This is a genomic window from Pedobacter cryoconitis, from assembly GCF_014200595.1.
In the GTDB taxonomy this organism is placed as follows: Bacteria; Bacteroidota; Bacteroidia; order Sphingobacteriales; family Sphingobacteriaceae; genus Pedobacter; species Pedobacter cryoconitis_C.
Window position 1 is genome coordinate 668,365 of sequence record NZ_JACHCG010000001.1, and the last position, 13,024, is coordinate 681,388.

The 13,024-nt window shown below is 38.5% G+C and carries 10 protein-coding genes; 4 read left to right on the forward strand and 6 right to left on the reverse strand.

Annotated features, from left to right (window positions below; all coding sequences use genetic code 11):
• Positions 1-101: 101 nt before the first annotated feature.
• Positions 102-614 (forward strand): ORF6N domain-containing protein, encoded by a 513-nt coding sequence (locus HDE70_RS03065; RefSeq protein WP_260159905.1) that lies wholly within the window; start codon positions 102-104, stop codon positions 612-614.
• 201 nt (positions 615-815) lie between these two features.
• On the opposite strand, the gene pgl is transcribed toward HDE70_RS03065, so the two are convergent.
• From pgl to HDE70_RS03095, 6 genes are all read right to left on the reverse strand, one after another.
• The gene (pgl, locus tag HDE70_RS03070; RefSeq protein WP_183865227.1) at positions 816-1,541 is read right to left on the reverse strand and encodes a 6-phosphogluconolactonase; all 726 of its coding nucleotides are present in this window, start codon (positions 1,539-1,541) and stop codon (positions 816-818) included.
• A 1-nt stretch (position 1,542) separates the two neighbouring features.
• Positions 1,543-3,057: a glucose-6-phosphate dehydrogenase gene (zwf, locus tag HDE70_RS03075; RefSeq protein WP_183865229.1), complete on the reverse strand. Its 1,515-nt coding sequence runs from the start codon at positions 3,055-3,057 to the stop codon at positions 1,543-1,545.
• Between the two features lie 86 nt (positions 3,058-3,143).
• On the reverse strand, positions 3,144-4,559 hold the full coding sequence (gene gndA, locus HDE70_RS03080; RefSeq protein ID WP_183865231.1) for an NADP-dependent phosphogluconate dehydrogenase: 1,416 nt from the start codon (positions 4,557-4,559) through the stop codon (positions 3,144-3,146).
• Positions 4,549-5,325, reverse strand: coding sequence for an ROK family protein (locus tag HDE70_RS03085; RefSeq protein WP_183865233.1), 777 nt, complete (start codon positions 5,323-5,325; stop codon positions 4,549-4,551). The genes gndA and HDE70_RS03085 overlap by 11 nt, the downstream gene beginning before the upstream one ends.
• 208 nt (positions 5,326-5,533) lie before the next feature.
• A complete protein-coding gene (locus HDE70_RS03090; protein WP_183865234.1) occupies positions 5,534-6,166 on the reverse strand; it encodes a YiiX/YebB-like N1pC/P60 family cysteine hydrolase in 633 nt (210 codons plus the stop codon).
• A gap of 8 nt (positions 6,167-6,174) precedes the next feature.
• Complete coding sequence (locus tag HDE70_RS03095; RefSeq protein WP_183887953.1) at positions 6,175-6,909, reverse strand: hypothetical protein; 735 nt, start codon at positions 6,907-6,909, stop codon at positions 6,175-6,177.
• Positions 6,910-7,313: 404 nt separating this feature from the next.
• Here HDE70_RS03095 and HDE70_RS03100 point away from each other — a divergent pair, with 404 nt between their 5' ends.
• From HDE70_RS03100 to HDE70_RS03110, 3 genes are all read left to right on the forward strand, one after another.
• Positions 7,314-7,898 (forward strand): RNA polymerase sigma factor, encoded by a 585-nt coding sequence (locus HDE70_RS03100; protein WP_183865236.1) that lies wholly within the window; start codon positions 7,314-7,316, stop codon positions 7,896-7,898.
• 62 nt (positions 7,899-7,960) lie between these two features.
• Complete coding sequence (locus tag HDE70_RS03105; protein WP_183865237.1) at positions 7,961-9,157, forward strand: FecR family protein; 1,197 nt, start codon at positions 7,961-7,963, stop codon at positions 9,155-9,157.
• Positions 9,158-9,408: 251 nt separating this feature from the next.
• The gene (locus HDE70_RS03110; RefSeq protein ID WP_183865238.1) at positions 9,409-13,014 is read left to right on the forward strand and encodes a SusC/RagA family TonB-linked outer membrane protein; all 3,606 of its coding nucleotides are present in this window, start codon (positions 9,409-9,411) and stop codon (positions 13,012-13,014) included.
• Positions 13,015-13,024 lie beyond the last annotated feature (10 nt).

Genomic DNA, 13,024 nt, shown 5'->3' on the forward strand with positions numbered 1-13,024 from the left:
CGTAACCTTACAACAGCTTACCGGACTATTTGTTTACATCCTGAGAAATATATTAATTAAATTAAAAGAATTAAATTATCTTAGTGAGATAATGTGGCGATATGATAGATGAAGTTGTGATGAATAAAATATACCTGATCAGGGAACAGAAAGTTATGCTGGATAAAGATCTGGCTGAACTTTATGGCGTTAAACCTATTCGCTTAAGGGAACAGGTGAAGCGTAACCTGGATCGGTTTCCATTAAATTTTATGTTTCAGTTAACCATTCAGGAGACTGAAAACATGCTATCGCAATTTGCGATACCTTCCAGACAGCAGCTGGGAGGAATATTACCTTATGCTTTTACTGAACATGGGGTGCTTATGTTGTCGAATGTTCTTAAGGGGGAGAAGCCGATACAGATGAGCATTCGTATTATAGAGGTCTTTGTGAAGCTGAGAGAAACCATTCTCTTGCATAAGGATATTTCCTTATTAGTACAGGAAGTGGAGAAGCGGCTTTATAAACAAGATGAGAAAATTGAAGTTCTTTTTACCTATCTGAGTAAGTTTATAGAGAAAGATGAACAGCCAAGAACATTGATCGGTTTTAAGACTAAAAAGCAGCAGTGATTATTCCGGTTGTTTTTCGTAAAAGTGGCTTGACATGCTTTAAAGATGGTATCGCAAATTGCGATACCATCTTTAAAGCATGTCAAGCCACTTTCTGTCTTTTTATCCATTTCAGCAATGCGTACAAAACCATTGACGAAATTCCATAAAAAATCCCTGTTCCAAATTAATAGAACAGGGATTTCTATATGAAATCTGTGTTTAGTTATCCAGCAATTTTGCTGCATCACTATCCAGAAACCAGGTCAGGCTGCCGTCAATCGGATCAATCAATTGTGACGGATACAATTCAGGAGTCTTAGGTTCGTCTTCAATGACATGTTTCAGCGCATCAGCTTTAGCTTCACCAAATACAAGGAAGGCTACATTTTTGGCCTTATTGATCAATGGCGCTGTGAAACTGATCCTATAAGTTGCTAATTTCTCCACATACACACTCTCCACTGTTACTTCTTTACTGCCTAAAATATCAGTGCCAGGGAACAATGAAGCCGTATGCCCATCATCACCCATCCCTAGTAAAATCAGGTCAAAAGCAAGGTCAGCACCACCAAAATGAGTAGTAATTGCTTTAGCATATTCAATTGCAGCCTTTTCAGGAGCTAATGTCGTATCTACAAAAAAGATATGATCAGCAGCAATATTTAAAGGAGATAATATTGATTTATTTGCCATTAAGCCATTGTAGCTTTCATGTCCGGGTGGAACATTACGTTCATCGCCGATGAAGAAAAATACCTTTGACCAATCTAACTTTTCACGGTAGGTTGTCGAAAGCATTTCATATAATTCTTTAGGAGAATTACCGCCGGTAAGCACAAAATTAAAACAATCCTTTTCTGCAATCGCCTTTTCTGCAATTGCGATCACGTAATCTGCTAAATCTTTCAGCAGTTCACTTTTTGTTTTATATATCAGTAAGTTCATGCTAGTCTTTATTTTTTAAAGGTAAGGTGAACCAGTGGAAACCGTCCCTGGCAATCAGCGCTTCAGCATCTTCAGGACCCCATGAATCAGCAGGGTAATTAGGGAAACTTAATGAAGTTTTACTTTCCCATGCATTGATTACAGGCATTAATAATTCCCACGCACTTTCTACCTGATCTGCGCGCATAAATTGCGTCTGATCTGCGATCATTACATCCAGTAATAAAGTCTCGTAAGCCTCTGGTGCTTCAGCACTATAAGTCCCTTTATAATCAAAAACCATGTCTACAGGATTCAATACCATGTCCAGTCCAGGTCTTTTTGCCTGTACTTGTAAACGGATACTCATTTCTGGCTGAATACTGATAATCAACCTGTTTTGCTGCCAGTGTTCAGTTACACCCGCAGGGAAAACCTGGTGAGGAACATCCTTAAACTGTATCGTAATCAGAGAAGAAGTCTGGAACAGGCGTTTACCTGTACGTACATAGAAAGGAATTCCCTGCCAGCGCCAGTTGTCCACAAAGAATTTGGCTGCCGCAAAAGTTTCCGTATTGGATTGAGGTGCCACATCTTTTTCAGAGCGGTAACCAGGAACTTCTTTACCCTCAACCCATCCTTTAGAATACTGTCCGCGAACAGTGCTCATACGGATATCATCAGGTCCAAAAGGACGCATAGCTTTTAAAACATCAACTTTTTTATTTCTGATTTCATCAGCATCAAAATTGATAGGCGTTTCCATACCGATTAAACAAAGAAGCTGTAAAATATGATTCTGGATCATATCTCTTAAAGCACCAGCGCCATCATAATAACCACCACGATCTCCAACACCTAACTGCTCTGTTACAGAAATCTGTACGTGATCAATATAAGTACGGTTCCAAAGTGGTTCAAGGAATGAATTGGCAAAACGGAAAGCCATAATATTCTGAACAGTTTCCTTACCCAGATAATGGTCAATTCTGTAGATCTGTTTCTCCGTAAAAATTCCGGTTAACAGTTTATTTAATTCTTTTGCAGTTTCTAAATCACGGCCAAAAGGTTTTTCGATTACGATACGGCAATTTTCTTCATTCCCGGCAAGATCATATTTAGCAATACATTCTGCGATTAAAGGGAATAAATTTGGTGCTACTGCCAGGTAATAAATCACCTGCGTTTTAGGCCCGAATTTTTTCTTAAGCTTTTCAATACTTGTTTTAAGGTCCTGAAAAGTTTCAGGAGCAGATACATCTACAGGATTGTAGTATACATTTTCTGCAAAACCATCCCATTTTTCCTTTTTAACCTTACCGGCACGGGAGAAACTATTTACCCCCTCCATAATAGTGTTACGGAACTGTACATCAGTGAGCTTGCTTCTCGCTGTTCCGATGATTGCATAATCTTTAGGCATATAGCCATCAGAATACAAGTTATAAAGTGCTGGCGCAAGTTTGCGCATATTTAAATCCCCAGTGCCACCAAAGATGACAAAAACGGTTGGGTTAAGGCATTGACTTGTTTTCATTAGTGCATATTTTATTTACCGGTGATGAAGCTTGAATGAGCTTAGCATAGCTTTTGTAAGCTCATTCAGGTTTCATTTCTTTTATATTACGATTTTACTGGATTCCAGATAGCATGAAACGTTCCTTCTGCATCAGTACGTTCAAACTGGTGTGCACCAAAAAAGTCTCTTTGTGCCTGAATTAAATTAGAAGGCATTCTTTCTGTTTTTAACGAATCAAAGTAGGTCAGGGCAGAAGCAAATGCAGGAACAGCTAATCCTGTTAATACCGTGTGGCTAACTACAGATCTCATTCCCGGAAGGATTTCTTCTAATTTTTTTGCGATACCCGCATCAGCATAAAGATGCTCCAGGTCTGGTTGTTTTTTATAAGCCTGGTAAATATCCTCTAAGAATTCAGCTCTGATGATACATCCACCACGCCAGATTTGTGCGATTTCATGTAAATTCAGTTCATATTCATAAGTGATAGACGCCTGCCATAATAAATGAAGGCCTTGCGCATAAGAAGAAATTACAGCGAAATATAAAGCCTGTTCCAGCTCAACAATAAATTTATCTTTATCTCCAACAGCATATTTGCCCTGAGTATAAGTTTTAGATAATGCAGTACGTAAGCTTTTGAATTTCGATAAATCTCTTGTACTTACCGCCTCATTGATAGAAGGAATTGGTAATTGCAAGTCCATCGACACTTGTGATGTCCATTTTCCAGTACCTTTAGACTTCGCTTCATCTTTGATATAGTCAACCAGGTAACCACCTGTTTTTTCATCCTTGAAAGCAAAAATATCTTTAGTCACTTCTAATAAGAAAGACTGCAAACGGCCATTGTTCCACTGCTCAAATACATCATGAATCTGCTCATTTGAATATTCAAGCGCATTTTTCATAATATCATAAGCCTCAGCCAATAACTGCATCATGGCATATTCGATACCATTGTGTACCATTTTCACAAAGTGCCCTGAAGCTCCGGGGCCAATATAAGCCACACATGGATCGCCATTTACTTTAGCAGAAACAGCTTCAAGAATCTCTTTCATTTCCCCATAAGCAGTTTTATCACCACCTGGCATAATGCTTGGGCCAAAACGTGCACCTTCTTCACCACCAGAAATTCCCATGCCGAAAAAGTGCATTCCCTGACCAGAAAGGTCAGCTGCTCTTTTGCTGGTATCTGTGAAATGAGAGTTTCCACTATCAATAATAATGTCACCTTTATCCAGTAAAGGCAAAAGTTCCTGAATGACACTGTCAACAATTGGTCCTGCCGGTACAAGAAGCATAATCCTTCTTGGTAACTCCAGACTTCCAATAAAATCTTCTAATGAGCTGTAGGCCGTAAGATTGTGTTTTGCACCATCTTCCTTAAGTTTCTGGATCATTTTCGGATCCTTATCATAACCTGTTACTGCAAAGCCTTTATCGGCCATGTTCAGCAATAAATTGCGGCCCATTGTACCAAGGCCTATCATTCCTAATGTGAATTTACTTTCCATTTGTTGTATTTGATTTTGGATAGGTAGTGAAAACGTGATATTTTTCCTGAGCAGCCCATAATTTTGCACCGCCTTTTATGCCATCCCTGTTAGAAACAAGGTGGATATTGTGCTCCAGTTCAAAATTGATGTGTTTAGAATTTCCGCCTCCAAGATAAAGAACATCATAGTTAAACACTGTTTTATAAATTTCTATAATTCGTTTTAGTCTTTCGTTCCATTTCTTGTCGCCCTCTTTCTGGAAAGCTTTCTCACCGATATAATCATCATAATCCTTGTTTTTTGTTACTGGAAGATGAGAAAGCTCAAGGTGCGGAAGTAATTCTCCGTCAAAAGTTAAGGCCGTACCAAAACCTGTACCTAAAGTAAGTACGATTTCGAAACCTTTACCTGATATAATGCCCAGTGCCTGTTGATCTGCATCATTAATTAACCGGACAGGTTTGCCTAAACTATCACTGATATGCTGTGCAAGCGGATAACCTGCCCATTGGTTTTTCGCTAAGTTGGGGGCCGTTTCCACGATACCACATTTTACATAGCCCGGAAAACCGATTGCTATTTTACTATAAGGGGTAAGCGGGGCAACCAATTCATGAATAACTTTAATTACATTTTCAGGAGTAGAATCCTTGGGTGTTGGCAGTTTTGTATATTCAGAGAATAGTTCGCCATTTTCTTTTAAGATACAGGCCTTGATACCGGTCCCGCCAATATCAATTGATAAAATATTGGTACTCTCTTTTTCTTGCTCGTTGTTGGCCATATTTCTTTTTTTATGAATATTGCTTTTAATGCCTTGCTGCCGATGTTTGACGACTCAAATTAACAAATTTCCAGCCATATAAAACCAGAAACCCAATAAGAATGTCCAATTATCGGGCATAATTCATGAAAAACTCAATAAAGCATATTTAAACGTGAATTTAGCGGTTAATTTGATATCTCTATGACTTTTTGGCTAATTTATACAGTTATTTATATTGCCCTAAAATATCAATTTTATCAGATAAAGATATGCCGCCTGGGTTACATCCGGGTTTACCTTCAGGAACTTCCATGTTTAAGTGTTCAAAGTACACTTTCCATACCGGAAAATAAGCACCTGATCCTGGTTCTTTATAGGTCATCGGGAATAATTTGAAAAAAGGCTTATTCTTGTTGGCTGCCTTGAATGCATCGTATATCAATTCAGAGCAATAGTATTTTCCATTATTATATAAGTACTGATCATCATACAATACACCCATCTGTGCCATTGAAAATGCCAGTGCTGTTGGAATGAGTTTTTGATAAGCAGGTTTCAATCTTCCCACGTAATGCGGATGTGCCGATTTGGACAAAAAGGTTTTGAGTGGTGTAAGATGCACGTTTTTGCCTGAGGCTTCAATGATCAGAACACTATCATTTCTCAGCAAAACCATTCCCATATGACTGAATTTATTTCCCTGATAACCTTGAGTTACTGCATTAATTGCGTCACATAAAGGGCCACAGTCTAAATTCTGGAAAATCAGGTCACCAGATTTTAATTGAATATTTTCCTGTGCTCTGGCCTGAAAAAATAAAAGCACGGCAGATAAAATACAAATCAATAATTTACGCATGGTCAGTTTTAATAAGACATTTCTTCATTAATTGTATAAGTTGGCGGCGGGATGAAAAAGCTCTCCGCTAAAGCCACCTGTTCGATCAGGTTTGCTTTAATGCCGATGTTCAGGCCTCTGGATAAGGTTCCGATGGCTAATGCACAGCCCGGTACACTTTTTAAATAACTATACTGCTGCCAATATAAACGGGGAAGTTCAGGTGCATACCAAACGGTAATTACATTTTCCGGAGAATGAGGATTAACAAAGACTGCTTTTTTACAAGCTTTTCCTGCAATCACCAGCGTACCTTCTTTCAACTGCATCACAAAGTCGGCAGAACTGATCACCATCATAGAATCTCCTGCCATGGCAGTTTGTATATTAGGCATGGCAGCCGGATATTTGATAGCCGTTTTGGCCACAGTATCCAATAAATAACTTACAGTATCTCTTTTGTCGGCTATCGTGATTCCTCCGCCTAAGCCTCTTTGCTCAACCCTGATATACTCGGGGCTCAGGTAACAAATGAGAGGGGGGCTGTTATCCGAAGATCCGGATAGAGACATGGCAAGTTCCATCATGGCCAGTTCTCCCTGATCTTTTTTTGAAGAAGCCTCTTTTTGCTGCGGCTGACCGAAGTCCAGTGCATAACTTATTTTCCAGGCAGCAACACTTTTTACTTTCTTTAACTGCTGTCCGTTAGCGAAAATCGCCGATACCAGGAGAACCAGCAGGAGGTAACTCTTTTTGTAGTTCAAAATAAGGTGTATTTATTATACAATGGTACAAAAAAAAGAGGTACTGTTTGATATTCACTGTGATCGGTTTGCTATTATCTTAATTTTTTACATTCCGTTGTTTCTTTTTTAGTTTAGGACGCAATTTTTAGTATAAAAAAGATTAATCTGGATAAAATATAGTTGCGTTTTTTTAGATTACTTTTCTAAATACGCTTGCGTTGGATAGTTATTCTGTTTGCTTATAATGTTTTTATAGTTGTGGATTATTTTTTCTCTGAATATTCTTAATTAATAGATTTTAATTAGGTTTACTTATAGTGTTTAAATAAGGTTGGCTATTTTTTAAGAGAAAAGGTCTTCAATTGAATCCTTCAGGTGAAATTTGTTGTGATTATTGTTTGATTGTTATAAATTCATAGTTTATGGGCATGTATGGTGAGTATTCAGATAGTGAACTGATTGAATTATTGAAATCTGGTGATCGCTTTGCATTTACTGAAATTTATAATCGGTACTGGAGTGTTTTATTTGCACAAGTTTATAAGATGCTCAGGGATGAAGATGATGCTAAAGATGTTATTCAGGAAATATTCAGTAAACTCTGGATAAATGCAGCAGCAATTAAATCCAATCATAATTTAGGCGGCCTGTTATATACTGCCGCAAGAAATAAGGTGCTTAATAGTATTGAAAAAAGTAAAGTCCGCCACGACTATGCAAAATCTATTGCTGCTTTTGTCTCAGAAACAGATCCTGATACCATAGATAAACTGGATGAAAAAAGACTCAGTAAAATTATTGAACGTGAAATTCAGAGTCTGCCACCAAAAATGCGGGAGATTTTTGAACTGAGCCGCAAAGAAAATCTTTCCCATAAAGAGATTGCTGAAAAGCTGAATTTATCAGACCAGACGGTGAAAAAACAAGTACAGAATGCGTTGAAAATTATCCGGCCAAGAATTGAACAAATAGGTTTTAGCTTAATTGTTTTAATTATTTTCAGATAATTACTGATTCCTCTACCCCCTGATTCATCCTGAGCGGTTATTGTTATAAATAAGCACTCCAGATGATGATCAATGAGAAAGAAGCACTAACACTTCTTAGTAAATATAATTCGGGCACGGCTACAGATACGGAAATCAAACTATTAGAAAGCTGGTATAGTGCAGAAATTCTGAAACAAAGTCTTTCTGAAACTGAAGAAGATTTCAGTCACTTGAAAGACGAAATCTGGGCAGGGACCTTGCAGCGTGCAAATCTGACTGAAGAAGAAGAGCATATTTCTGAAAAAAGACCTGTAAGGTCAATTAAACGCTGGTATCAGCTTACTGCGGCAGCAGTGATATTGATTATAGGCTCCGTTTACTTATTAAACAAACAGCAGACAGGAGAAAATAGTCTTTCAAAAACTCTTGAAATAGCTGATCATATTACAGCAGGGAAAAATAAGGCTACCCTGACACTGGCTAACGGGCATCAGATCATTTTATCTGATGATGTGAAAGGGAAACTGGCAGAAGAGGCTGGGGTAAGTATTACTAAAACAAGCAGCGGAGAACTCATCTATACAGTAATTTCAAAGCCGGATAATGCAACACCATCGGGTTCAGTATATAATACAATTTCCACTGCTGCCGGAGAAAACTATCAGGTAGTTTTACCGGATGGTTCAAAAATCAAACTCAATGCGGCATCTTCTTTAAAATACCCTGCATCATTTGCTTTCCAGAAAGACCGCAGGGTTGAACTTATTGGCGAAGCTTATTTTGAAGTGGCGAAAGACAAAAATCATCCTTTTAAAGTTAAAACAAATGCACAAGAAGTGGAAGTACTAGGTACCCACTTTAACATCAGCAGTTATGCGGATCATGCCATTACAAACACCACTTTAATAGAAGGTTCAGTAAAAGTATCTTCACTAAGTTATACCGAAGGAAAAGAGAGGGCAGCGCATACCATTTTATTAAAACCAGGGGAACAAGCGCTACAGAAAGCAAATAACATTACGATGGTACCTGCTGACATTGAACAGGCTACAGCCTGGACCGAAGGCTGGTTTTACTTTAAAAGTACTAATCTGCAAGATGTATTAAGTGAAGCTGCAAAATGGTACGATCTGGAAATTGTTTACAGGGGTGCTATACCAACTGACCGCTTTACAGGGAAAATTCCTAAAACTGCCAGCCTTGGCAAATTCATCAAGCTATTACAGCTGAGCGATATTAAATTCAGTATCGAAGGCAGAAAAATGATAATCAACTAATCAATCAACCATAACCAAACTTACATGAAAAAAATCTACAGAGACGACGGGCTATATTAAACAACTGGGTACCCTGTGAAAAACAGAAACCCCGATGGCGATCGGAGCTTCTGAAATGACTGGGCCAACCCTTTAACAATTTCTGCAAACAGTTTAATCATCAACCCAATCCAAACAAAAATATGAATAATATTATTCATTGCCCCCTGCTGTCCAAAAATTGGCAGGGCCGTAACCTAATTTGGCGAACCATGAAGGTAACCTTCGTTCTTCTATTCTCGGTATTAATGCACGTTAGTGCGGCCGGATTAGCCCAAAAGATCAATCTTAATAAGAAAAACAGCGCATTGCCCGAAATCTTCAATGATTTAGGTAAACAAAGCGGATACCAGTTTTTTTATAATGAACGTCTGCTTGAAAGAGCAAAAAAGGTGGACATAAAGATTCAAAATGGCACTTTAGATGAAGCATTGAAATTATGTTTCAAAGATCAGCCTTTCTCTTATGAGATTGTTGATAAGACTGTTGTCATTAAAGAAAAAGAAAGATCCTTTATCGAAGCACTCACCAACCGTGCTCCAGACCCGATCATAGTCAGGGGATCTGTAACTTTTACGCAGAACGATGGAAGGAGTGAGACCGTTTTTGGCGTGAACATTACCGAGAAAGGAACTAATAATACCAGGCAAACAGATCCTGATGGAAAATTTACTATCAATGTCCAGAAAGGGGCGATACTGGTTTTTACCAAAATCGGATTTAAGCCACACGAGGTCAGAATATCGGATAATAATCCGGTTTTAGCCATTAAACTGGAAGAGAGCTCAACGAACCTGAAAGAAACGGTAATCACTGGTTATCAGCAGTTAGACAAGAAAAAATTCACCGGTTCATCTGTAAAACTAAAAGGCGATGAACTCAGACAGACCGGATCTTTAGATATAGGCCGTGCACTGGAAGGTAAAGTAGCCGGGGTTTCTATTCAGAACGTATCAGGTACTTTTGGTTCTGCGCCAAAAATCAGGATTCGTGGTGTTACTTCATTAACCGGTTCAAACAAGCCTTTGTGGGTAGTGGATGGTATCGCACTGGAAGATGTAGTCGATGTAACGAATGATCAGCTTTCAAGTGGTGATGCGAGTACGCTTTTAGGTTCTTCAGTAGCAGGGATCAACATGAACGACGTCGAAGATATTTATGTTTTAAAAGACGTTGCCGCAACCTCACTTTATGGTGCAAGAGCAATGAACGGAGTGGTTGTCATCACCACTAAAAAAGGTAAAATCGGCAATTTAGTGATTAATTATACAGGTAATTTCAGTTCCCAGCTGCGTCCGAGCTATAATGGTTTCAATATCTCTAATTCAGCTGATCAAATGTCGATCTATTCAGAAATGTATGGAAAGGGAATGCTTAACCTTAAAGATATTGGAAACAAGTCTAATGTAGGTGTATTTGGGAAAATGTATAATAATATGCAAACGCTTGACCCTGCAACAGGACAATTTCTTTTAGAGAATACCCCTGATGCCCGTAATGCGTTCCTGAGCAGATATGCCAGTGCGAATACAGATTGGTTTAAATTATTGTTCCGCAATTCCTTAACACAAGAACATTCACTTAGTATTTCGAGCGGAACTGACAAAGCACAGCATTATACCTCTGTAAGTTTTTACAATGATAACGGATGGACTATTGCTGATAAGGTAAAACGTTATACGTTCAATTCACAGAATACCTATAATTTTTCAAGCAAACTTAGTGGAGGGATATTAAGTACGGCATCTTTCAGACAGCAACAGGCACCAGGTACAATTAATCGTACACAGGATCCTTATTTTGGTAAGCTGAGCAGAGAATTTGATATCAATCCATATAGCTATGCTATCAATACCAGCCGGGCGCTGACCCCTTACGATGCGCAAGGTAACCTGGAGTATTTCAGAATGAATTTTGCACCTTTTAATATCATTAATGAGCTGGAAAACAACCAGATTAAACTGACGAATCTGGATGTGAAATTACAACTGAACCTGACTTATAAAGTAAATCCTTATTTCAAGTATGAATTTCTTGGGTCGGCACGCTATGCTAAATCGACACAAGAAAACCTCGTGAATGAAAACTCCAACAGAGCAAATGCCTACAGAGCTAATTACAATTCACAAATCGCGAATGCGAACACTTATCTATACAAAGACTCTGATAATCCAAATGCAATACCAGAAGTGGTCATGGGTGCCGGTGGTTTATACAACCGTACAGATAACGCATTGGGAAGTTATAACATCAGAAATAATGTGAGTTATATCAGGAGTTTTGGCAAACACGATGTAAGCCTGCTTGTTGGTCAGGAAATCAGATCTGCTGATAGACAAGATGCTTTTAACAATGGTTTTGGTTACCAATATGATAATGGTGGAATACCATTGGTGAACTATAAAATCATTAAACAAAGTGTAGAGCAGAACAGACAATATTACGGAATGGGTAGTACTTATTACCGTTTCGCCTCCTTTTTTGGTACCGCTGGTTATACTTTTGACCAGAAATATAACCTGACCGCGGCAATCAGATATGACGGTTCAAATCAATTAGGCAAGTCGCCTCAGGCACGATGGTTACCTACCTGGAGTGTCGGCGGATCATGGAATCTTGATCAGGAAGCCTTTCTGAAAGATGTGACAACTATCAGTAACTTAAAACTAAGAGCAAGTTATGGACTATCTGCAAGTACAGGTAATGCGACCAATTCAGCACTTGTATTAAGGACTGTTAACACCTTAAGGCCATATTCTTCAGAAATAGAATCTGGTATCAATATCAAAGACCTGGAGAACTCAGATCTGACTTATGAAAAACAATATTCTGGTAATATTGGAGTAGATGCTGGATTTTTCAACAACAGGCTGAACATTACAGCCGATGTGTATAATAAAAAAGGGTTTGACCTGATCGGAAATTTAAGAAGCAGTGGAATTGGCGGGCAGATTGTTAAAACCGGAAACTATGCCAATTTGAAATCACATGGAGTTGAATTCTCTGTTTCTGGTGAAATTATCAGGGCAAAAGATTTTGGATGGAGATCTACCCTTATATTTTCTTATGCAACCAATAAGATTACCAACACTAAAGACCAGCCTATTATTTTTGATATGTTGCTTCCGGCAGGTGCCAATCAGCTTGGACGCCCTGTTGGTTCATTGTACTCTCTTGATTTCAAAGGCCTTGATCATAATACTGGCGTTCCTCTTTTCGTAAATGAATTGGGACAAATAAGCCAGAAGGTAAACTTACAGGATATTGAAACAAAATACCTGAAGTATGAAGGACCAGTAGACCCTCCTTATTCGGGTGGTTTTACCAATGCTTTTCGTTATAAAGCATTCACGTTAACCGCACAACTGGTTTATCAGGCTGGCAATAAAGTAAGGTTAAATGCTGCATTTAAACCAGAATACTCAGATCTGGATGCGATGCCGACAGAATTTAGAAACAGGTGGGTGCTGCCAGGTGATGAAACAAAAACCAATATACCTTCAATCCTGGATGCTATAAATAATTATAATATGGATTCTGGATATTATCCATACAACAATTATAACCTTTCTTCAGCAAGGGTTGCCAACGGAGGTTTTGTAAGATTAAAATATGTGTCATTAACCTATCAGTTACCGGTGAAATTTGCAAGTGCTATAGGGATGAACAATATGTCGCTGACTGCCGCTGGTACTAATTTAATGCTGTTTTTTGCTGATAAAAGACTCGAAGGACAAGATCCTGAATTCTTTAATGCAGGAGGTGTAGCCCAGCCTTTACAAAAGCAGGTGATTATTTCTTTAAAAATTGGATTATAAAAGATGAAAC